A 21,235-nucleotide genomic window follows, 5' to 3' on the forward strand; every position below is an offset into this window, starting at 1 on the left:
TCTCCGCCCACAAATCATCCGGAAGCAGCTTCTTCACCATGAAGCCAAACTCAAGCCGACATGGTTAACAAACGGTTTTGTTAGGCGCTCTAAGCAGGCGCAAACCGTATCCAAAGCGCTGTTCACTGAGTACCTAAACGACGACTGCTTCCAGGAAGGCACATAATCCGACTGAACGGCCGATTAGGCGGCGCAAAGCAGACGTCGCTGAGGGGAGCCGAGGGTCCGCAAGGGGTCGGAACTGCGTGCGGGCCGCAATCGAGCTGATCGAAAGCAAGTGAACATGCTCGACAGCGGAAAATGGCCGGCTAGACCGGCCGAGCTGACACGTCTCATTCACCCGGCAACCATCGGAAGCCGCGGCGTGCGTAACGGCTATTTCGTGAAGCCCGTCAGCCATCCAGACTGGCGAAATGTCCAAATGCCGTATGCTCCGAAATCGATGTTCCCGCGTGCGTGCGCCCCACGGCACATTGCCGGTGGACCTTTACGCCTATGCGAGAGAGACGCCGGGGCCTTCTGATAATCCGCGCCCCATCGAATCTGACCGTGCTAGAATCCGCGTAACCGATGACTGGCCCCAAGTGCTGCCGATAACGGAAGCCGAGCTGCGGGTCATCGAAGCCCACTTCGCAGAGGTGCTCGACGAGCTGTTCGGCCCTCTTCCGTGAGAGGAGACGCCGGACGTGGCCAGACATGCAGTGGAGCGGAATGTAGGAGCTACAACCGGCATCGCGGAGCGAGCCGCTCTCTATCTCCGCGTCTCAACCGGGCGACAGGCTGATAGCGATCTCTCCATTCCCGATCAGCGCCGGCAGATCGAAAATTACTGCCAAGCGAAGGGTTGGGAGCGGGTCGCGGAGTTCGTTGAGCCCGGCAATACCGCTACCGATGATCGGCGTCCCGCCTTTCAGGCGATGATCGATGCCGCCCTGACGAGGCCCGCACCCTTCGGCGTCATCATCGTTCACAGCTTCTCGCGCTTCTTCCGCGATCAGTTCCAGTTCGAGTTTTATGTCCGCAAGCTCGCGAAGAACGGCGTGCGGCTGATCTCCATCACCCAGGACCTCGGCGACGATCCCATGAGCGTCATGATGCGCCAGATCATGACGCTGTTTGACGAGTACCAGTCGAAGGAAAATGCGAAGCACACCCTGCGGGCGATGAAGGAGAATGCCCGTCAGGGCTATTGGAACGGCTCACGCCCTCCCATCGGCTACCGCATCGTGATTGCCGGCCAGCGCGGCTCCAAGGTCAAGAAGAAGCTGGAGATCGATCCGATCCATGCCGACACGGTCCGGCTGATCTACCGGCTGGCCCTGACGGGTGATCCGCAGCGCAACGGCAGCCCGATGGGGATCAAATCGATCACCGCTTACCTCAATGAGCGCAACATCCGCACCCGCGATGGCGGGCGCTGGGGGATCGCTTCCGTCCATCAGATCCTGACCCGAACCACCTATATCGGGGAGCATCGGTTCAACACGCGGGACCACAAGACCCGAGCCCCCAAACCGGAAGCCGAGCACGCGATCGCCCAGGTCCCTTCGATCATCACCGAAGCTGAATTCCGCGCCGTGCAGGCGAACCTCAAGGTGCGAAGCCCCCAATGGACGCCGCCGCGCGAGGTGAGCGGCCCGACGCTTCTGACCGGCATCTGCTTCTGCGCCAGCTGTGGTGGCGCCATGACGCTCCGGACCGGCAAGGGCAGCTCCGGCGGCATGTATCGCTACTACGCCTGTTCGACGACAGCGCGCATGGGCAAGATCGGCTGCAAGGGGCTTGCCGTCCGTATGGACCGGCTTGACCGAGCCGTCATTGATCATCTGGAGCGGCGCATCCTCGATCCCGAGCGCCTGTCCGTCCTGCTGGAACAGCTTCTCGATCGGCGCGAAGAATGGGTGGAGCGGCGGCGCGGCCACATCACCGAACTCAACAAGCGTGCGACGGAGGCCGAGGCCAAGCTGAAGCGACTCTATGAGGCGATTGAAAACGGCCTCATCAACATGGCCGCTCTCTCATTGAAGGACCGCATCGCCGAACTGACCGCGATTCGCGACCAGGCCCAGGCAGACGCCAAGCGTGCGCAAGCGGCTGTGGAGAGGATCGGACCGAAGGTCACCGTCGAAAGCCTGAAGCGCTTCTCCGAGGTCGCGCGAGCCAAGCTGCGCACAGAAGCCGGTGAATATCACCGCGACCATCTGCGCGCACTCGCTCAGCGCGTCGAGGTGGTGAGCAAATCGGAGATTCGGCTGATGGGAAACAAATCTGAACTGCTGCGCACGCTAGCAGCCGCGTCAAGCGTAGGAGCGGCGGCGAACGGCGTTCGCAGTTTTGTACCGAAGTGGCGCACCCGGCACGATTCGAACGTGCGACCTTTGCCTTCGGAGGGTGACGATTCTGTTTTCCGTATCATTCCTCACCATTCCCCACCATTCCTAATCCTTTGATTTGCATGGGGTGGATCGTGTCCCATGTTTCCGCTAGCTTCCCCATGTTTGATAAAGCGTGGGTCCCAGGTGGGTCCCAGGTGGGTCCCAGAGGCGGGCAGTTTGGGTTCAGCGCGGATTAGCAAACGCATCGTTGACGCGCTCGTACCTGGAGCGGTCGATCAGTATGTCTGGGACACCGAATTGCCGGGCTTCGGCATCCGAGTTAGGCCGTCTGGTGCGGCGACTTACATCATCACGTACCGGGTTGGCTCAGGCCGGCGAGCGTCGAAAAAGCGGCTCGTCATCTCCGTTGTCGGCAAGTGCACCCCTGACGAAGCCCGGAAAATTGCCCGGCAGAAGCTGGCGCTGGTCGTAACAGGCGGAGACCCCGCGGCCGATCGAGCGCGTAAACGTGCTGATCTCACGGTGGCGGAGCTTTGCGATCGCTATCTTGAAGAAGGATGCGCTCTCAAGAAGGCGAGTACAGTCGAGGCAGACAAAAGCCGCGTCCACGCTCACATCAAGCCTCTCCTCGGCAAGAAGTTGATCGGGGAGATTGACCGATCGGACCTCGAGCGTTTCATGCGCGACGTCGCAGATGGGAGAACGCGACGCTCGGAGCTAATTCGGCCTGGCGTCAGGTCGGTGGTCCGGGGAGGGAAGGGGACTGCGACGCGCACGCTTCGCCAGATCGGTGGGATGTTCTCTTGGGCCGTGCGGCAGCGGTTGATGCCGAGCAATCCGGCGGCAGGTCTTGAGAAGTTCCCGGATCGGAAGAGCGAACGCTTCTTGAGTAGTTCAGAGCTAGCCGCTTTGGGCGCTGCCTTGCGCGAGGCGGAAACGACTGGCGTACCTTGGCGCATTGATGCAGCGAAGTCAGGCGTGAAGCACGTCGCGAAACGTCGGCAGTCGACGGTTTCTGACGCTTATGCTGTGGCGGCGATCCGTCTTCTACTTCTAACAGGATGTCGGCTCGGTGAAATTCTCAATCTTCGTTGGGCGGAAATCGATTTCGAGCGCGGCCTGTTGCTACTGCCGGATTCGAAGACAGGTCGAAAATCTGTCATCCTTAACGCACCTGCCGTTGTTATGCTGAGTGAACTCCCGCGGATCGGAATTTATGTCATTGCCAGCAGCTCCGCCGGATTGCCCGGTGAGAAGCCCCGCGCTGACTTGAAGCGGCCTTGGGCGGCCGTATCCCGGCGCGCCGGACTCGAGGGCGTTAGGCTTCATGATCTCCGACATACGCACGCTTCGATTGGTGCTGGTGCAGGTTTGGGATTGCCGGTCATCGGCAAGCTGCTCGGTCATACACAGCCATCGACAACCGCGAGATACGCGCATGTCGACAACGATCCCCTTCGAAAGGCGAGCAACGCGATAGCCAATCGGATCGCGGCGGCCATGGGGGAAGGGAGCGACGAACCGGGCGCCGACGTCATTCTGCTTCCTGCGACCAAGGTACACCGATGACCAAATCCACAGGCACAGCCGCAAGGCATGGCGTTTACGTCGGTGACCTATCGACACCCATCGCCCCTACCGACGTAAAGATGTCGCTGCTCGACGACCCGGTGGTTCGCGATGCCAAGGTGGAGGCGGAGAAGCGCCGCATTGCCGCTGAGTTGGAGCGGCGGCTCGTGCTCCTGATGAAGCATCACGGCGTGCCAGCAGACCAGGGGCTGCTCAGCCTCGCGCTTCTCGCAATCGAATTGGCGCGCGAGCATGTGCCCGGATTGCGGGTCGAAGCTTCGCCGGTCGCTCATCGACCGACGGCATGGACGAGCGACCGGAAGGCTCGTCTGGTGGCCGATATGGTGGAGTTGATGGCCGAAGGCAAAACGAAAGCGGAAGCTGCGCGTGCCTTGGTGAAGAAAGACGCATATCGATCGTTGGGCGGCCGGCCTCGCAGTCTCGAGAATCGCTTTGACGAGGCCAAGGGGGAGCCGTGGGTGGCCGCGCTAGCCAGCATCGCCAAGGAACTGCCGCCCGAGCACTTTGTTTCGGCGGTCCGCGCGCTCACCGCGAAGGAGTAACTTACTTCCCGGTGCACCGAAAACCGTTCCCCTAGTTTTCGGGCGATGACGAGTGGGGAGCGTAGAGGCACGGTCAGATCAGTAAGTAAACACTGATCCACGGTGCCACTATGAACACATCGCTTTCGCCTTCCGAACGAGAGGATTACGAGCGCCTCAAGCGGCTGGAGACCATCTCGTCCGGCACTGGCATTGATCCAGTATTAAATGAGGATGAGGCTGCCCGCTATTGCCGGCAAGCCCGCATTACGCTGGCGAAAGCTCGCCTGAAGGGCGATGGGCCGCCGTTTCTCAAGTTGGGCAAGAGTGTCCGCTACCTGAAATCTGATCTCGACCAGTACCTGGCGAGCAAGCGCCGCCGGTCGACCTCCGACGCCGGCGCGGCGGCGTGAGGTGGGCACGATGAACGCTCCCTCTCCCGCCTTTCCTGTCGAAATCGCGATCCTCCGTAAGAACGCCCGCGAGAGCGTTGCCGTGCGGATCTGTGAGTTCGAGAACGTCGCTTTCGTCGACGTCCGGATCGTGGACATCGCCAGCGGCAGCCGTCCGACCTTCTCGAAGAAGGGCGTCGCTCTTCGCCCCAAACTGCTCGGCGACCTCATCGCCGCGCTTCAGGAAGCCGAGCGCCAGGCCGCCGCCCTCGGGCTGCTGGCGGATGGGGGTGGCCGATGACAGAAATCGTCGAGCCGCGCCTCGTCGTCGAAATCGACGACACCACTGTCCACTATTACGACGCGCCGAGCGGCGAAGACTAGCCTCACCTTGCCCTCCTCGACGTCATCGCGCTCATCCGGTCGCCCTACCCGGAAAGTACTGCTCACAAGATTGAGAACGACCCCGAGGCCGCTGCGACCTACGTCGCCACACCGGAAGGGCTGGTGGTCATCGTCCCCCGCGCGGTCGCTTATGGGTTGGTCCGCGCGGCAGTGAAGGGCGGACTGGTGCATTCGACGGTCTTCGACGCGATCGAGGCCGGTGTGATCCTGGCCGCCGAGATGCAACTTCTCGAGCTTTCGGACGAGGAAAAATCGGCCTGGGCCGCGCGCGTTCATGAGCTCAACGGCGGGCTTCCGACGCCAACGCGGGGGCTGCCGCAATGAAGCGCAGCGCCCTCGTCGAGCCGATTCTCATTGCCGAGGTGAACGAAACCCCGGTCCGCTTCTTCGCGCCCCCCGACGGGCGCCCGTCGTTCGCCTGGGCAGCCATCGCCGATGTGGCGCTTGCCGCTCGTTATCCCGAACCTCGGAACCCGTCGTTCCTGGTCGATCTGCTCCGGGACGCTGGCGACGATGCCGCGCGCATCAACACGCCGGACGGCAGTGAATCGGTCGTGGCCTTCTGGCTCGCGAAGGCATTCTTCGACGGCGCTGTCCTGATCGGTGCCATCGAGCAGAGTGTCGGCCGCGCATTCGTTCGCGAGGCGGCGATCGCGACCTCGACACTGATCGACCCGCGCCGGGCCCCCCTCGAGCGCTATCTCGTTCAGGCACGCATACGACACGACACCAGCATGACGCGGTTCATGCCATGAGCAACGTCATTCCGTTCCATGCTGAGAACTTCACCCTCGCCGAGGCGGCATGGCTTCCCCTGCCGATCCCATTCCGAGAAGAGCTGGCGCTGCTGCGGGCCGAAGGTGCAACGGAGTTTGCCTTGCGCGAGGTGAAGGCTTTCGAGGTCAACTTCTTTTTGGGTAATTTCTTCGAGCTGGCCAAACACCCCGGCGACGGCGAGCGCGCCTTCATCATGCCGATCCGCGACGCGCGCGAAGCGATCATCGACCTCGCTGCCTGGCCGATCAACGCTCCCCATCGCCCAGCGCGACGTGATGGCCGCGGCGCGCTGCTTGGCGAAGGATTGATCGAAAATCCGGCCTCGTTTTATGGCGGAGAGCCGCTCCAGATTTACCGCACAGCGACGCGCTGGCTGGCGAACGATTGCCGCGGCGCGGTCATCATCGATTGGCCGGGCGCAGCTTTGAGGCTCGCCGATGCTCCGGCCATCGCCGGCGAAGATGTCGACCACGCTTTCGAGCTCGCACGTGGGCTCGATCCGCATGTCGCGAAATCGCGGATCTTTGCTCCGCGACCGCAGCGGGGCGCCGCCTGATGCGTGCGACAGAGATGGTGCCAGTTTCGGAATTGGAGCGTGGCGAACGCCAGGCGCAGCGTCGGCGCTTCAAGCTGACGCCGTTCAGCGGAATCGTTCTCTCCAGTGCGCCGACTTACCTGGTGCGGAAGCTTCTGCCGATGACGGGCCTCGCGATCATCTGGGGCGCGGCGAAGTGCGGTAAAAGCTTCTGGTTGTTCGATCTTCTCATGCATGTGGCGCTCGGCTGGTCCTATCGGGGCCGCCGCGTTCGGCAAGGCATCGTCGTGTATGTGTGCCTGGAGGGGCATCTCGGGTTTCGCGCGCGCAAGGCCGCCTTCGAATTCGAGTTTCTGCAGGGTCGTGATGAGGCTGTGCCATTCTTCCTTGTCGAGGCGACGCTTGATCTCATCGGCGACCATCGCGCCCTGATCGCCGACATCCGGGCCGAGCTGCGCGACCACTTCGGAGAGGATGCCTCTCCGGCGGTGGTGGCGATCGACACGCTGAATCGCAGCCTCGTCGGATCGGAATCTGAAGACAAAGCCATGGCCGCCTACATCCGCGCAGCCGGCGCCATCCAGGAGGCATTCGGCTGCCTTGTACCGATCGTCCATCATTCCGGTCTCGATGGCAGCCGGCCGCGCGGCCACACCTCCCTGCTTGGTAGCGCGGACGTGCAGATCGCGGTGAAGCGCGATGCCGCTGATCAGATCGTCACGCTGGTCGAGTACGCAAAGGACGGACCTGACGGCGACACCACCACCAGCCGGCTGCGCGTCGTCGAGGTCGGTCACGACGACGAAGGCGAGACAATTACCTCGTGCGTCGTCGAGCCTGCCGACGGCTCAGCTGTTCCGGAGAAGTCAGCCGGTCCGCGCCTGCCCAAGGGCGCCAAGATCGCCCTCGACGCGCTGCGTGACGCTGTGGCCGAGATGGGCAAATCCGCCCCTGCTTCGAACCATATTCCGCCTCAGGTTCGGGTCGTCAGCACCGAAAATTGGCGCAAGTACTTTTATAGCAAAACTCCGACCGACACTGAGACACCGCGCGCACGCCAACTAGCATTCAAGCGTGCTGCTGAAGCTCTCCAGTCGGCCAACGTGATCGGGGTCTGGGATGACGCCGTGTGGATCGCTCGGGAATGACGGGCGAACAAATCAAAATGTTCGCCTGTTTTACTGGGAGGCGAACATCCCTTCTATTCAAAATGTTTGCCCAAGAGGCCAAAATGTTCGCCATTGTTCGCCATGAATACGCAGAATGTTCGCCGAGGTGTTCGTGCGAACATAGGCGAACACCTTCTTTAGAAGGTGTCGCTTTGTTCGCCACCAATGTTCGCCAGGAAAGCGCTGTGCAGGAGGTGCGTCATGGGTGAGCACCAGAACGACGTGACCGTGCCGAAAGGGCGCCGTCCTCTGGCAAAACGGCCGAGGATTTCCGCTGCAATGCGTCGCGCGGTGGATGCATTTCTCTCGGGAGAGGCACCAACGCAAAAAGCCGCAGCGGAACTGGCGGGATTGAGCCGCGAGCACTTCAATCGTGAGTACCAGAAGGCTCACATACAGGCCCTTGTCCGTCAGCGGAGTGCCGAAATGTTTTCGGCGTTGCTCCCGCGGGCGGTTCGCGCCCTGGCAGAAGTGCTTGATGGCGACAATCGTGCAGCCCAGCTGAACGGCGCCGTTGTGGTGCTGAAACAGACCGGCCTGATCAGCCCGGACAACCCCGCCGTATCGCTGACCTTGCAGGTGCCTGGCTACATCATTGATTTGTCCGGTGGCTCCGGCGGCAGCGCGGCGCGCGTGATCGAGGGCACGGCGGTCGAGCCGCCGGCCGGTGGCCAGGACGACGACGCTGATGGGGATCCGCGGTGACGGCGGGCGCGGCGTCAGGCGGCAGCGACGGCCATCTCCGCCCGAATGCGCTGCACAGTGCCAGTGCCGACGCCGAGCCGGCGCGCGATCTTCTGCATGCCCTCCTCGCCGGTGGCGAGCGCCTCCCGGATGACCCGCTCGGTCTTCGCGTCGACCCTCGGTCGGCCGAGCACCCGGCCCTGGGCACGAGCTCGCGCCAAGCCGGCCTTGGTGCGGTCGCGGATCATGGCGCGCTCGAACTCCGCAAAAACGCCCAACATCTGGAAGAGCGCCTTGCCGGCCGGCGTCGTGGTATCGATGCCCTGCTGCTGGAGGAACAGGTCGACCCTCAGGGCGTGCAGGTCGGACAAGAACCCGACCAGATCCTGCAGCGAACGGCCGAGGCGGTCGACCGACCACGCCATGACGATATCGAAGCGCCGTCGGGCCGCGTCCTTGCACAGCTTGTCGAAGGCGGGCCGCTTGTCCCGGCCCTTGGCGCCGCTGATACCGTGGTCGGCATAGACCTCGACGATCTCCCAGCCGGCGCGCGCGGCGACCTCGCGCAGTTCGCGCTCCTGGTTCTCGACGGTCTGATCGTCAGTGCTGACGCGGACATAGATCGCAGCGCGGCGCATGGTCTTGGCCTCCATGGTGAGGCCGACATCGTAGCGCAGAGCCATACCGAATACGACTGTTTATTGTACAGGCAAGAGGCCACCTGCAAATCATTGCAGTCGCTCGGTCGGAAGAGGCCATTTGCGCCGACGTTTTCCGTACAGCCTCGCCTGTGCGTTGGGCTCGCCCGCCGGCGCCGCGCATCCTGCTCACACGACATCAGCCCGCCCGGCCAGGCGGAATGCGATCTCCGCTCCCCGAATTCTCCTTCGGCCCGGCGATCGTTCCACACGATCCCCGAGCGCATTGGGCCTGGCCGGCCGGTGCCGAAGGAGAACACGATGCCGGACAATCCCGCCAAGCACCTCGCCGACCAGTGGATCGCCATCGCCGTCGCCCATGCGTTCGACCGGCTATCGGGTGCGGCGACCCCGCCCCTGGGGGTGCTCGCAATAGAGCGCGCGCCAGCAGGGGCCGGGGGGTCAAAATCCGCCGCACCATCGTCGTCCGGCCCTCTCGCCCTCGACACCACCCAAATTATTTCGGAGCCTCGCGATACCACTTCGACCGATGCTCCCGCTCTCAATCTGGTCGAGAGCCTCGCCGTTATCGCGGCACATCGTTCGCGCCCTGTGGTCTCTCCGGAGCCGTTCTCCGATCCGCTCGTCGCACTACGGGGCGCGCTGGATCTGCTGGAGCACGGGACGCCGCGCGAGCATGTCGCCGCGCTGATCCGCCATTTTCTTGCTGGCCATGCCGATCGGCTGGATGCGGAACGTCTCGCGGCTTTGCGGCCGGAGGGGAGCGTTCAGTAGATGGAAACGCTGTTTTTGGTCGCCGGCACGGTCCTATCTGCCTCTGGCCAGGCGATGGCGGCACAAGAGCAGTCGCGCGCGGCGAGGTTTGAGCAGGAGCAGCTCAAGCGCGACGAGCAGATCCAGCGGACGGCCGCCGCCCAAGAGGAGGCCCGGCGCCGCGAGGAGTTGACCAGCCAGCTCGGCACCATGCAATCGATCCGCGCGGGCCGCGGCGTCGGCATGTCGTCGCCGACGGGCATGGCGATCCTGACCGACGTGGCGTCGGAGGGCACGCGCGACGCGAAGCAGGCCGGGCTCAACTACCTGCTGAAGGCCGATAGCTCGCGCATGTCGGCGTCGATGGCGGGTCAGAAGGCCAAGTACACGCTTTTGGGCGGCTACATGGACGCCGGGGCGACGCTCGCCGGCGGCGGTTATAAATTAATGCGGGGCGTTTGATGGCCGGGACCGGACTTCCCATTCCTCAAACCGGCGTTCTCGCCCAATCGCCGGGCGTGGTCGACGGTGATCGCTTCTCGTCCGCGAGCGCCTGGATGCAGGTCGCCCGCGCGGGCGAGCGGATCGCCGACATTGGCGAGCGTGAGCAGCATCTGCGGCTGGCGGGCGCACTGGCCGAAGCCGAGACGGAGTCACGTCGCAAGCGGATCGAGCTCGAGGCGAAGAACCAGTTCAACCCCGCCGGCTTCGACGCTGACTGGAAAGGCTATACCGACGGCCGGCTGAGCGCGGCGACGCCGGGGCTGGTGCCGCATCTGCGGAAGAACCTTGCTGACGAGGGCATGGCGGCGTTCTCCTCGTTGTCGAACCAGAAGCTGGTCCGTGATCGGTCCTTGGCCGACGACAATCTGATCGCCCGACAGAAGCTTGCGGAAGACGACGTCGTCGCGATTGCCGCGACAGACGGGATGAGCTCGCCGAAATTCGCCGCGGCGATGCAGGCGTGGGATGGCGTCACCAAAACCCGCGTTGACGGCGGCATGGTGGCGCCGGACGCGGTGATGCTGCAGCGGGAGAACTTGTTCGGCCGCGCTACCGGCGAGGCGATCGTTATCGCGGCGGATCGCTCCTACGAGGCGAAGGGCTTCGAGGGCGCGCTGAAGGAGACGCAGGAGACGCTGGCGAAGTCCGGTCTACGCCCGGCAGAGCAGCGCAAATATCTTGACGTCACCGAGGCCTCGCTACGCAGCAAAGAAGTTTGGCGGCGCGAGAGCGTGAAAGACGTGATCGAGGTCGCCAAGCCGGTCCTCGCGATGCTCGATCGCGGCGTCGCCGGCCTCGACGACGAGGCGCGCTCGGTCATCGATCGCCTCCGCGCATTGAAGGCGCCGCTGGAGGCGTTGCGGGTCGAACGCCAGTTGCAGGTCAACCAGGGCTATCTGCTCGGCGTCGCCCGCGCCGGTCGTGTTGGCCAGGCAACGATGCCGGCCGCCAATGTCGATCAGGCGAAGACCTTCCTGCGCACGCGGTTGTCGGGCGGGCAGGCAGCAGCGGCGGTGGACGGCATGTCGCCCGATATGTCGGTGCGGCTCACCCGCCTGATCCAGGCGGCACCACCCGGCATTGCTGAGAAGCTAGGTGTCTATTCGGGCTTCCGCACCACCGAGCGGCAGCAGCAGCTTTGGAACGCCGAGGTGGCGAAGCGCGGCTCGGAGGCAGAGGCGCGGAAGTGGGTCGCGCCGCCGGGCCGGTCCAACCATAATCACGGCGACGCGGCGGACCTGTCCTATAATGGCGAGAGCCTGAGCAAGGCCCCGAAAGAGGTCGTCGATTGGCTGCACCAGAACGCCGGCGCTCACGGGCTGAAGTTCCCGCTGGCGAACGAAAACTGGCACGTAGAGGTCGCGGAGACGCGCGGCGGCGGGTTGAGTGCGAACATCGGCACCAAGATCACCGGCGTCGAATCCAGCTTCGATCCGACTGCGCAGAACCCGCTCTCGTCGGCTTTCGGCGGCGGACAGTTCATCGATAGCACTTGGCTCGCGACCGTGCGGACTCACCGCCCCGAGCTTTATCAGGGGCGGACGCCGCAGCAGGTGCTGGCGCTGCGTGCCGATCCGGCGCTGTCGCTGGAGATGACCAACGCCTATGCGAAGGATAACGCCGAGTTCCTGACGAACGCCGGCGTGCCTGCGCGGGATGGAACGGTCTACCTCGCTCATTTCGCCGGGCCGGCGGGCGGCGTGCAGATCTTCAAGGCCGATCCGTCGACGCCCATTGAACGGGTGCTGCCGCCGGACAAGATCGCCGCCAATCCTTTCCTGCGCGGGATGACCGCTGGCCAGGTGGTGGCGTGGGCCGATCAGAAGATGGCCGGCGGCAGCGGCAGCGCGGACCTCGCGGCCAACATGGATCCTGCCGTCCTGCAGGGTTACATGAAGGGCCAGCAGGAGCTTTTCGACCGCATCTTCCCCGATATGGAGCGCAGTGCCGACTTCTGGGGCATGACCCCGGACAATGTCGACACCATCGAGCGGATGTGGCCGTCCCTGTCTCCGGCGCAGCGCGAGAAGGCCGCGACCTCGATGCGCACCGGCGCGCTGGCGGCGACGTTCCGCGAATGGACACCGGAAGCGCGCGAGGCGCTGATCGCCGGTTGGAATGCGCGTGCGGCCAACGGCGACAGCGTCGCCCAGTCGATGCTGCGTGACGTCGAGCCGGGTCGCAAGAAGCTGGCGGAGCTGGAGGAGAACGACCCGATTGCCCGCGGCCAGGTCGGCAACTGGGGCCGTGGGCCGACGCTGATCAACTGGTCGGCACCGCCGGAACAACTGGTGGGCGCTCTGCGGGCGCGTGCGCAGGATGCCAGCGTCTATGCCAGCCGTCTCGGCCGCAACGCCGTGCCCGGCCTATCGCTCGGCGAGGCGGCAAACCTCGCGGGCGTGCTGCGGACCGGCGACGCCAACATGGTGGCTCGCACCTTCGGCGCGCTCGGCGCCACACTGCCGCAGCAGACGTTCGCCCTGACGATGGCGATACCGCAGGTCAAGGAAGCGGTCGACGGGCTGACGCGGTCAAGCGATCCGCTGAAGATGACGGCGGTCTTCGGGGCGCTCGATCGGATGCAGTCGTCGGATCCGGTCGGATTCGGCCGGGCCTTTGCCGGCGACGTCGAGAAGCGCCTCGCGCTGTGGCAAAGCTGGTTGGCCTATAAGAGCCCGGCCGAGCTGGCGGAGGCGGTGAAGGCGGAGGCCGATCCCCTCAAGGCCAAGGCCCGCGCGGAACAGCGCAAGCAGGCGGAGACGATCTCCGAGAAATTCAGCGACGGGCAGATCCTGTCGATGCTCGATCCCAGCTGGCTCCCGTTCGATCAGCCGGCGGCGCCGAGCAACCCGGACGCCATGGCTCGTCTACGCGTCGAGGCGCGTTTGCTGTTCGGTGAGGCCTACGCGGCGACCGGCGACGAATCCGCCGCCAGCAGCATGGCGGGCAAGATGCTCAGCAAGGTGTGGGGAGCCTCCGAGTTCGCCGGCGGCGCGCTGATGCGCCGGCCGCCGGAGAAATACTATCCCACCATCGACGGCTCGCATGATTGGATGTCGGCGCAGTGGCAGGAATTCACCCAGAGCCGCCCGGCGGGCGAGGCGTCGGCGTACCAGCTTGTCGCGGCGCGCGAGACCGATAGCGACGCGAGCGCCGGCAAGGCACCGCGCTACGAGGTAGTGTTCCAACGGCCGGACGGTGCGTGGGACGTTCTGCGCGAGGCCGATGGCAAGCGCGTCGGCTTCCAGTTCGACGAGGCTCGCGCCGAGGCGGCGCAGTGGTCGCAAGCACCCGGTTTCTTCGGCCGGCTCCAGCAGAACCTCGGTGCCGACTGGGGCAGCGGCCAGCCGAAGGTCAACGCCATCAGCGGAGAGCCATGATGCCGGTTGTGCCGATGGATGACGATGCGGGTCCTCTCGGCTTCCGTGCGCCGACCGGTACCGGCCCCGAGCCGGTCCGTCCGGCGCCGAGCGTCGGCGACACCTTCGCGGCGGCATTCCGGCTGGACAACGACGTCGTCAACGTCGCCCGGTGGCTGCAGGAGCGCGATGCCTATGCGCCGGACCCGAGCTATGACCTGCGTGCCGATATCGAGGGCACCAAATACGGCAGAGACTATCGCAGCGATTTCCTCGGCTCGCGCAGCAAAGCGGAGAGCGACGCCATCCGCGCGCGGATCGATGAGCGCGAGCGCGACTTGGGGACCATGGCGGCCAGCGGCTGGATGGGCACGCTGGCCGGAATTTCGGCCGGTATTCTGTCGCCGACCACGCTGATCCCGGGCGCGCAGATCGTGAAGGGTGTTCGCATCGGCTCCACTATCGCCCGCTCGGCGCTGATGGCGAGCGCAGCGGGTGCGGCGGCGACGGCGGTTCAGGAAGGGCTACTGCAGGCGGTGCAGCCGGGCCGCGGTTGGGAGGAGAGCGCCGCCAACATCGCCGGCACCGCGGTGCTCGGCGGCATCCTCGGCGGGGCGGTCGGCGCCTATGTGCATCGTGCCGACTTCGAGCGGTTCGGCCGCGACATCGAGACCGGGGAGTTGTCGACCCGCACCGTCGACCGCGCCGCCGGTGACGATGCCTTCGTCGCGGAGCGCGACAGCTCGATCGGCGCCGCCCAGGCGCAGACCGGCGACAACGCGCTGAAGGGTGCGCTCGGTGCCGCGGAGGCTCTGCGATTCCAGGACCCCATGCTCCGGCTTCAGACCAGCAACTTCGTCGAGAGCCGCCGCGCCATCGAGATGCTGGCCGAGACGCCGCTGACCCTGGAAAAGAACGCGGCTGGCATTGCCACGGCACCCGGCGGCTCGGTCGAGACCCGTGTGAAAATGTCGTACGGCAATCTCGCGCGCGGCCTGCAGGATGTCGACGATCTCTATTCGCAGTACCGGTTCGGCCGCCCGCGCCAGACCTTTGACATTGCCCGCGCCGAGCTCGCCCGGCTGACCGGCCGCTCCGAGGGCGAGCTGACCTACAGCGAGTTCAAGGCGGAAATCGCCAAGGCCATGCGCCGCGGGGATCGGCACGAGATTCCGCAGGTCGCCGCCGCTGCCCAGGCGATGCGCGCCAAGGTGTTCGATCCGGGCCGGCTGGCGGCTGTCGAGGTCGGTGCGCTCGATCCCGATGTCGGCATCGAGACGGCGGAGAGCTATCTCCACCGGCTGCCGGATCGGGAAAAGGTCCGGGCCGAGCGTCCCGCCGTGCAGCAGGTCATCACCGATTATCTGCGCGCCGATCAGTCCGCGAAGGCCGCGACGCAGGAGCGGCTTGGCGGATTGCTCACGGAGCGGCGCGGGCTCGATGACAGCGCCAGGAAGCTGCAGGCGCAGCTCGAGCGGCTGGAGGTTTCAGGCGGCAAGCTCTCCGCCCGTCTCGACGAGCGCGCCATGGAAGTTCGACGCGCCACCAGCCGCAGCGACGTCCTCGCCGATCGGCAGGAACTGATCTCGGAGGCCATCGCCGACGACGAGACCTTCATCCGCGAGATGCGCGACATCGCCGCCGATCCGACGACGCGCGAGATGATCGATCGGATGGAAGCAGAGCTGGTCGATCTGCGCCGCGCCGACCGGCCGCCGACCGAGGCGCAGTTGCGGCAGGCGGAAGCCGACGAGATCAAGGGCATCCTGTCGGGCGACAACCGGGCGGCGGCGGAGATCGTGGTGGGGCGGCGCAAGCCGTACAAGGCGCCGTCCTTCCTGTCGTGGATCGTGCGAGGCGGCGGCATCGAGGACGGTGGCGGCGACGTGCTGGCCGCGCTGGGCGGCGATGTGCGCACGCGGCCGGGGCTGGTCAGCGGCAACGGCGCGGATGCCGATACCTGGGCCGAGCGGATCATGGAAGCCTCGGGCGGCCGGCTGACCGAGCGGCCGGAGCCGAATGACGTGCTGAACTGGATTGCCGATGCGACGCGCGGCAAGGATCCCGACTGGTGGGTCGACACCCGCGTCGATGTGCAGAAGCAGCAGGTCACCGCGCTGGCCGACGCCTGGTCGGAGGTGTTCGGCCGCGCCGGCATCCAGCCGAAGACGGTCGCCGATGTCGGCAAGGTGCTGCGCGACGAGCGGATCGAATCCGGCGCGGACCTCGTGACGCTGGATGACCTCGACCGGATTGCGGCCGAGCTGGAGGCCGCCGGCGAGGGCGTGCCGGTGCAGGCGCGGCGGGAGCAGGTGGAGGGCGACCTGTTCGTGCAGAAGGACGCACTGGCGCAGGTGCGGCAGCAGATCGCCGATGCGCGGGCGGCGCGGGACCAGAAGCAGCGCCGGCTCGGCACGGCGAGCGCCCGCGGGGCGGAGGCAGATGTTGCCGCCCGTGCCAATGTCGGCCGGCTTGGCCTGCTGGAACAGCGCCTGGGCAGGATGGAAGAACGCCGCGCTCTCATTGAGGAGTTGCTCGCCAATGTCGACCGGCGTCAGGCGGAGCTCCGCGGCAAGATCGAGAGCGAGGCAGCCGGCTGGAAGGGCGATTCCACCCGCGAGTTCCGCACCGAGCTGCGGGCGCGCGAGAAGGCGGCGCGGGCGGTCTCCGCCGATGCACCGCTGGAGAAAGGTTCCGACGACGTGCTGGAGGGCGCCATCCGCGCCATGACCGCCGCGCGCAAGGACATGAGCGATGACGAACTCCTCGCGCAGGCCTCGCAGATCGTGGATCACTGGATCAGTACCCCGGCGGGCCGGCTTCCCTATGAGATTGGCGGTGGCCGCTCCGGCCCTGCGAAGCCGGAGGATGTGCGCGGCCCGCTGGCGCGCCGCTCCTTCGCCATCCCGGACGCGCTGCTCGAGCCCTGGCTTGAGAACGACATCGAAGTCCTGGCGCGCGCCTACACCCGGACGCTGGCGCCGGACGTCGCCATCATCCGGAACTTCGGCGATCTCGACCTGACGGAGGCCAAGCGGAAGATTGTGGACGAGCGCGACCGCCGGCTCGCCGAGGCGGTCACGCCGAAAGACCGGTTGGCGATCCAGAAGGGAGCCGATCGCGATCTCAAAACCCTCGACGCGGTGCGCGACCGCATCCGCGGTGTCTATGCCCTGCCGTCAAACCCTGACGGACTGTTGGTCCGCGCCGGCCGGATCGCGAGGAGCCTCAACTATCTCCGCCTGATGGGCGGGGTAACCATCTCGTCGATCCCGGACCTCGGCCGGCCGGTGATGGAATATGGCCTCGCCCGCACCTTCCGGGATGGCTGGATTCCGTTCATCGCCGGCTTCAAGGACGTCCGCCCGATCGCCCGTCGCGAGGCGCAACTGGCCGGCACCGCCATCGACATGGCGCTCGACAGCCGGGCACTCGCGATCGCCGATCTGATGGATGATTACGGCCGCACCTCGAAATTCGAGCGCGCCATCCACGGGATGTCCAGCAACTTCGGCATGGTCAGCCTGATGGCGCCTTGGACCGACGTGATGCAGCAAGTGACCAGCCTCATCGCGATGAACGGCATGCTGCGCGCCGCTGAGGCGGCGTCGCTCGGTAAGGCGACGGCCCGGGAGATCGAGAAACTCGCCGCCTCCGGCATCGATCAGCCAATGGCCAAGCGCATCTGGTCGGAGTTCGCTCGCGAAGGCGGCGGCGACACGGTGCGCGAGCTGCGGCTGCCGAACACCGAGGCCTGGGCCGACCGCGGTGCCATCGACGCCTTCCGCGGCGCGCTAGTGCGCGAGGTCGACCGGGTGATCATCAAGCCGGGCCAGGACAAGCCGCTGTGGATGAGCACCGAGCTCGGCAAGCTGGTCGGACAGTTCAAGGGGTTTGCCGTCGCGTCCACCCAGCGCATCCTCCTCGCCGGCCTGCAACAGCGCGACGCGCATGCACTGAGCGGCCTCCTGATGATGGTCGGGCTGGGCGCCGCATCCTATGGCATCCGCTCCGCCATGTACGGCCGCGACGTGTCCGACGATCCGGTCACCTGGGCGATCGAGGGCATCGACCGCTCCGGCGCCCTCGGCTGGTTGATGGAGGCGAACAACATCTCCGAGCGGCTGTCGCGGGGCCATGTCGGGCTGTCGGCGCTCACCGGCGAATATGCCAGCCGATATCAGTCGCGAAACATCTATGGCGTTCTCGGCGGACCGACGGCAGACCTGGCCGGTGATGTGGCGCAGATATCGGGCGCGATTGCCGCCGGCGACATGCGCGCCACCGATCTGCGCCTCGCCCGGCGGATGGCGCCATATAATAACGTATTTTGGTTGAGCACGGCGCTGGATCGCGCCGAGCACGGACTTGCCGATGCCTTCAGCCTTCCGGGGCGCCGATGACCAAGCTGGATTGGACCCGTGGGCGCCACAGCGGCGGGTGGTCGATCGAGCGGTCGCCCTATCGGCCTTACACGCCGAGCGAGGTCCTGCGCGGTCGCACCCAGCACGCGCCGCAGAAGCCGACCGTGCTACCCGCCACCGGACCGATGACGCTGGCGCGCCTCGTCACCCACGGCATCAACCGCGTCTCGGTCTGGTGCCCGGCCTGCCGACGGGCCGAGCATCGCGACATTGCCACCCTGGCGGCGGAGACGCTGACGGTGCCGCTGACCGAACTCGGCGTCGCTGTGCGTTGCGATCGATGCGGCGGCTCGACCATCGTGTCGGCGTTCCGCTCAGAGGCACGAATCCTTGCTTGATCGCTCCCCGCCCGAATTGTTGGACGAGGTCACGACCTGCACGCCCGCCGAGCCGCGGCGCCCGGCGGTGTCTGACGTCTATCGCGCGCTCGCCGCCCAGCTTCACGACCGCATCCGCAAACTTGGCCTTCCCATGTGGCGCTGCGACGACCTGTCGGGGGTGCAGGACGGCTACACGGCCAAAATGCTGCACCCCGACACACCGTCCGGTCGTCAGGCCAGCTGGCCGACCCTCGATCTGGTCATGCAAGCTCTGTATCCTGACGGGTTCGACATCATCATCAGGCCGCGCGACGGGCGGAAAGCGCTGAAGCTCACAGCCCCGCGCAACCCGACCGTTGACGCCCGCGAGCGCGCCATTATGCAAAAAATGGGGCGTCTCGGCGGGTTGAAGGCGGCCGCGAACCGACGGGCGAGGCGCAAGCCGACGGGCAGCAACTGACACCCCCGCTAGTCGATCGGCCTCTCCGTCCACCTTGGACGGCACCATCATGGTAGACAGCCCAGCGCGCCGATCCAGCCACGCCTTGATCGCCGGCCAGTAGCGGCGGCCGAACACCGGATCGATCTGCGGCATGCCGCGGCGCTCCAACTCACGGGCCAGCGGCTTCCAGCGGACAAGGTTCGCATCACCGAGGAGCTCGTAAGCAATCTCGGCTTCGGAAGGGAAGAGCGGCATTTCCTTGAGACGGCGCGGCATGGCTGGCTCCTGTTCACGGGAGCCGGAGGATGACGCTCACAGCGTGTTGATCATGCAATCAGCCGATCGGGCACGAAGAAGGGCATGGCGGCGGTCCTGCGGGTTCATCGCCACAGTCCGCCGCCCGAAACCCGGCCGGCAACGCACGATACGATATCGCTTTACGTGCCACCTTCGTCATGCGAACGATTTCGCCAGAGTGGCGTGCGTCTGCCGTAGGGCGATTGGGTGATGGGGGTAAGCGATGTCAGATCAGCAGCCGAAAGATGAAGCTTCAAAAACCTCTGTAGATTATTATTCCGACAAGCTAGTAACCTATTTTTCAGATGGCTTGGCCCACATCAACAGAGGCGACAGCATTACGAAGTTGACGTTTTTTAGCTGGTCATTCCGAACTGGGCATCAGAAACGGGTTGCCACGCTCGATGTAGAAATTGCCCTGTCTACGCAATCGATGATGGACACCTATCTTTTCATGGGGGAATTCATCAATGATATGATCGCCAACGACAGCGAAGCCGCTCAATATTTTGAACAACTCAAATCCGCGCGCGCAGCAGACCGAGCATGAGAGAGATAGATGCTCGATACCACGAATAACCTGCAGTTTTCTCCGCGACGCCCTGCCTCTGCGTCGAATGATCGCCGACGTGTCTACGGGGGAGGGTCAATGTCCGCCGCCAACAAATCCGCAGCGGGCGGTGTTCTCCAGCAGATTCCTGACCGTGTACGCGGTCAGGAGAATGTGAGGAACGCGCCCTCCTTGCCATCGACCGAGCAAGATGCAACATCTTCCGACATGACCCGCGAAGAGATGGACGCCAAGCTGGAAGCCGCCGAGGCTCGGACCGATACAAAGTTCGCGGAGCTCCTCGGCGAAGTGAAAGCAATGCGCGCGGAACTCAGCGGTGACATGAAGTCGATCGGCGCCCGCTTGGATCATGTGGAGCGCGCCACGAGCGGCGTTCGTCTTAACATCTGGCTGGCGGCTGTCGCCGTCCTCGGGCTGGCTATTGCCGCGATGGCCTATGGCGGCCAGCAGTTTGGCTTGGGCGCAGACCTTCAATCGATCGTTCAGGCGACCGTGAAGGCCACACAGCTGAATCCGCCTGGCGCCCCACAGCAATAGCTGCCTTCAGTTCGTTAGGGGGGCGGGCAATCACGGCCACCGTCCCCCGCCGTTCAACTCCGCGTCCAGAGCCTGCCCCTCGCGGGCGTTGCGCATGAGCATCGATGCGACCGGTTGAGAACCTGGCCGGATCTCAGCATGGACAGCGGCAAGCATCGAACTCGGCGCCATCCGAGATCGAGCGAGCTTGGCTGCTCCTAGCTCCGAACGGCCCGATCCACACCGGCGGCGCGGAGGGTTTCGATTCTTCAGGGCGGACACCCAAGGCTGAAATTGCTGACGCCCTTCTCTTCAGCTCGCGTCTGGTCGTGAAGGCCTTTTGCTTATGGCCCTGTAGCGCGGCACAGGAAGGTACTACCACCCTGGCAGCCGGCGGCGGTGGATCACGCAACGGAATGCCCTCTCAACCGTTCTTCCTGGGCCACACGGATGGCAGGGAGGAACGTTATGAACCGCATTATCATCATCACGGGGCTCGCCTTTGTCGGTTTGGCGAGCGCTGCTCACGCAGGTCCTTGTACGGATCGGATCGCATCGATCGAGAAGTCGATGTCGATGAAAGATGCCGGCTCAGGGCCGACTCAGGCGCCGGGCACGGGCGGTAGCCAACCGAATGCGGGAGTACCCAAGGCGGGCGAAGCGCCCGGCACTGGCGGCACGGCCGGCATGAACGCGACCGTGGGTGACAAGGCGGCCTCGCCGGCCGACGTGCGCGCGCAGACCTCTGGCCAGCCAACGGCGGCGCAGGGCGGAGGCTCTGTTTCAGCGGAGGTCAGCAACGCTTTGGCGTCGGCCAAAAAGGCGGACGCCGCAGGCGATGCAACCGCCTGTGGCCGCTCCCTTGATGAAGCGGAGCGGCTCCTGCACTCCTAAGCTGGCCATGAGCCGGGCGCGTGGTTTCCCATGCGCATCGTTGTGGCGCCGACTCACCATCGATCAGCCGGTCGGCGCACTCTACCG

At 65.3% G+C, this 21,235-nt stretch carries 20 protein-coding genes; 19 read left to right on the top strand and 1 reads right to left on the bottom strand.

Annotated elements, in window-relative coordinates; all coding sequences use genetic code 11:
* The first annotated feature begins 686 nt into the window (after positions 1–686).
* The 10 genes from J2X65_RS21080 to J2X65_RS21125 all read left to right on the top strand — a co-directional run bounded on the left by J2X65_RS21080 (position 687) and on the right by J2X65_RS21125 (position 8,430).
* Positions 687–2,450, top strand: a complete 1,764-nt coding sequence (locus tag J2X65_RS21080) for a recombinase family protein (RefSeq protein ID WP_310205360.1) — start codon at positions 687–689, stop codon at positions 2,448–2,450.
* Positions 2,451–2,552: 102 nt separating this feature from the next.
* Positions 2,553–3,905: a tyrosine-type recombinase/integrase gene (locus tag J2X65_RS21085; RefSeq protein ID WP_310205363.1), complete on the top strand. Its 1,353-nt coding sequence runs from the start codon at positions 2,553–2,555 to the stop codon at positions 3,903–3,905.
* Positions 3,906–3,985: 80 nt separating this feature from the next.
* A complete protein-coding gene (locus J2X65_RS21090) occupies positions 3,986–4,468 on the top strand; it encodes a hypothetical protein (RefSeq protein ID WP_310205367.1) in 483 nt (160 codons plus the stop codon).
* A 110-nt stretch (positions 4,469–4,578) separates the two neighbouring features.
* Positions 4,579–4,860, top strand: a complete 282-nt coding sequence (locus J2X65_RS21095) for a helix-turn-helix domain-containing protein (protein WP_310205370.1) — start codon at positions 4,579–4,581, stop codon at positions 4,858–4,860.
* 1 nt (position 4,861) lies between these two features.
* The gene (locus J2X65_RS21100) at positions 4,862–5,140 is read left to right on the top strand and encodes a hypothetical protein (protein WP_310205373.1); all 279 of its coding nucleotides are present in this window, start codon (positions 4,862–4,864) and stop codon (positions 5,138–5,140) included.
* Between the two features lie 206 nt (positions 5,141–5,346).
* A complete protein-coding gene (locus tag J2X65_RS21105; protein ID WP_310205376.1) occupies positions 5,347–5,568 on the top strand; it encodes a hypothetical protein in 222 nt (73 codons plus the stop codon).
* Positions 5,565–5,999: a hypothetical protein gene (locus J2X65_RS21110; protein ID WP_310205379.1), complete on the top strand. Its 435-nt coding sequence runs from the start codon at positions 5,565–5,567 to the stop codon at positions 5,997–5,999. The genes J2X65_RS21105 and J2X65_RS21110 overlap by 4 nt, the downstream gene beginning before the upstream one ends.
* Positions 5,996–6,577 carry a hypothetical protein gene (locus J2X65_RS21115; RefSeq protein WP_310205382.1) on the top strand — a complete coding sequence of 194 codons (582 nt, stop codon included), beginning with the start codon at positions 5,996–5,998 and terminating at the stop codon, positions 6,575–6,577. The genes J2X65_RS21110 and J2X65_RS21115 overlap by 4 nt, the downstream gene beginning before the upstream one ends.
* Positions 6,577–7,704 carry an AAA family ATPase gene (locus tag J2X65_RS21120; protein ID WP_310205385.1) on the top strand — a complete coding sequence of 376 codons (1,128 nt, stop codon included), beginning with the start codon at positions 6,577–6,579 and terminating at the stop codon, positions 7,702–7,704. The genes J2X65_RS21115 and J2X65_RS21120 overlap by 1 nt, the downstream gene beginning before the upstream one ends.
* Before the next feature lie 222 nt (positions 7,705–7,926).
* Positions 7,927–8,430: a hypothetical protein gene (locus tag J2X65_RS21125; RefSeq protein WP_310205388.1), complete on the top strand. Its 504-nt coding sequence runs from the start codon at positions 7,927–7,929 to the stop codon at positions 8,428–8,430.
* A 14-nt stretch (positions 8,431–8,444) separates the two neighbouring features.
* On the opposite strand, the gene J2X65_RS21130 is transcribed toward J2X65_RS21125, so the two are convergent.
* Entirely contained in the window at positions 8,445–9,062 is a 618-nt protein-coding gene (locus J2X65_RS21130; protein ID WP_310205391.1) for a recombinase family protein, read from the bottom strand.
* 306 nt (positions 9,063–9,368) lie between these two features.
* Here J2X65_RS21130 and J2X65_RS21135 point away from each other — a divergent pair, with 306 nt between their 5' ends.
* From J2X65_RS21135 to J2X65_RS21175, 9 genes are all read left to right on the top strand, one after another.
* Entirely contained in the window at positions 9,369–9,842 is a 474-nt protein-coding gene (locus J2X65_RS21135; RefSeq protein ID WP_310205395.1) for a hypothetical protein, read from the top strand.
* Complete coding sequence (locus tag J2X65_RS21140; RefSeq protein WP_310205397.1) at positions 9,843–10,283, top strand: hypothetical protein; 441 nt, start codon at positions 9,843–9,845, stop codon at positions 10,281–10,283.
* The gene (locus J2X65_RS21145; protein ID WP_310205401.1) at positions 10,283–13,705 is read left to right on the top strand and encodes a M15 family metallopeptidase; all 3,423 of its coding nucleotides are present in this window, start codon (positions 10,283–10,285) and stop codon (positions 13,703–13,705) included. The genes J2X65_RS21140 and J2X65_RS21145 overlap by 1 nt, the downstream gene beginning before the upstream one ends.
* Entirely contained in the window at positions 13,702–18,087 is a 4,386-nt protein-coding gene (locus J2X65_RS21150; RefSeq protein WP_310205404.1) for a hypothetical protein, read from the top strand. The genes J2X65_RS21145 and J2X65_RS21150 overlap by 4 nt, the downstream gene beginning before the upstream one ends.
* Positions 18,084–18,446 carry a hypothetical protein gene (locus J2X65_RS21155; protein WP_310205407.1) on the top strand — a complete coding sequence of 121 codons (363 nt, stop codon included), beginning with the start codon at positions 18,084–18,086 and terminating at the stop codon, positions 18,444–18,446. Before J2X65_RS21150 ends, J2X65_RS21155 begins: the two co-directional genes overlap by 4 nt.
* Complete coding sequence (locus J2X65_RS21160) at positions 18,439–18,888, top strand: hypothetical protein (RefSeq protein WP_310205410.1); 450 nt, start codon at positions 18,439–18,441, stop codon at positions 18,886–18,888. Before J2X65_RS21155 ends, J2X65_RS21160 begins: the two co-directional genes overlap by 8 nt.
* 502 nt (positions 18,889–19,390) lie before the next feature.
* A complete protein-coding gene (locus J2X65_RS21165) occupies positions 19,391–19,717 on the top strand; it encodes a hypothetical protein (RefSeq protein WP_310205414.1) in 327 nt (108 codons plus the stop codon).
* A gap of 99 nt (positions 19,718–19,816) precedes the next feature.
* Entirely contained in the window at positions 19,817–20,275 is a 459-nt protein-coding gene (locus J2X65_RS21170; protein ID WP_310205417.1) for a hypothetical protein, read from the top strand.
* A gap of 447 nt (positions 20,276–20,722) precedes the next feature.
* Positions 20,723–21,148 carry a hypothetical protein gene (locus J2X65_RS21175; RefSeq protein ID WP_310205421.1) on the top strand — a complete coding sequence of 142 codons (426 nt, stop codon included), beginning with the start codon at positions 20,723–20,725 and terminating at the stop codon, positions 21,146–21,148.
* Positions 21,149–21,235: the final 87 nt, after the last annotated feature.

Origin of the sequence: Ancylobacter sp. 3268 (assembly GCF_031456575.1) — a bacterium.
Taxonomy (GTDB): Bacteria; Pseudomonadota; Alphaproteobacteria; order Rhizobiales; family Xanthobacteraceae; genus Ancylobacter.

Excerpts from the sequence above, each read along its gene's own strand:
- J2X65_RS21090 (WP_310205367.1), top strand. The coding sequence starts at position 3,986 with ATGTCGCTGCTCGACGACCCGGTGGTTCGCGATGCCAAGGTGGAGGCG.
- J2X65_RS21095 (WP_310205370.1), top strand. The coding sequence starts at position 4,579 with ATGAACACATCGCTTTCGCCTTCCGAACGAGAGGATTACGAGCGCCTC.
- J2X65_RS21110 (WP_310205379.1), top strand. The coding sequence starts at position 5,565 with ATGAAGCGCAGCGCCCTCGTCGAGCCGATTCTCATTGCCGAGGTGAAC.
- J2X65_RS21115 (WP_310205382.1), top strand. The coding sequence starts at position 5,996 with ATGAGCAACGTCATTCCGTTCCATGCTGAGAACTTCACCCTCGCCGAG.
- J2X65_RS21120 (WP_310205385.1), top strand. The coding sequence starts at position 6,577 with ATGCGTGCGACAGAGATGGTGCCAGTTTCGGAATTGGAGCGTGGCGAA.
- J2X65_RS21125 (WP_310205388.1), top strand. The coding sequence starts at position 7,927 with ATGGGTGAGCACCAGAACGACGTGACCGTGCCGAAAGGGCGCCGTCCT.
- J2X65_RS21130 (WP_310205391.1), bottom strand. The coding sequence starts at position 9,062 with ATGGAGGCCAAGACCATGCGCCGCGCTGCGATCTATGTCCGCGTCAGC.
- J2X65_RS21135 (WP_310205395.1), top strand. The coding sequence starts at position 9,369 with ATGCCGGACAATCCCGCCAAGCACCTCGCCGACCAGTGGATCGCCATC.
- J2X65_RS21140 (WP_310205397.1), top strand. The coding sequence starts at position 9,843 with ATGGAAACGCTGTTTTTGGTCGCCGGCACGGTCCTATCTGCCTCTGGC.
- J2X65_RS21145 (WP_310205401.1), top strand. The coding sequence starts at position 10,283 with ATGGCCGGGACCGGACTTCCCATTCCTCAAACCGGCGTTCTCGCCCAA.
- J2X65_RS21150 (WP_310205404.1), top strand. The coding sequence starts at position 13,702 with ATGATGCCGGTTGTGCCGATGGATGACGATGCGGGTCCTCTCGGCTTC.
- J2X65_RS21155 (WP_310205407.1), top strand. The coding sequence starts at position 18,084 with ATGACCAAGCTGGATTGGACCCGTGGGCGCCACAGCGGCGGGTGGTCG.
- J2X65_RS21165 (WP_310205414.1), top strand. The coding sequence starts at position 19,391 with ATGTCAGATCAGCAGCCGAAAGATGAAGCTTCAAAAACCTCTGTAGAT.
- J2X65_RS21170 (WP_310205417.1), top strand. The coding sequence starts at position 19,817 with ATGTCCGCCGCCAACAAATCCGCAGCGGGCGGTGTTCTCCAGCAGATT.
- J2X65_RS21175 (WP_310205421.1), top strand. The coding sequence starts at position 20,723 with ATGAACCGCATTATCATCATCACGGGGCTCGCCTTTGTCGGTTTGGCG.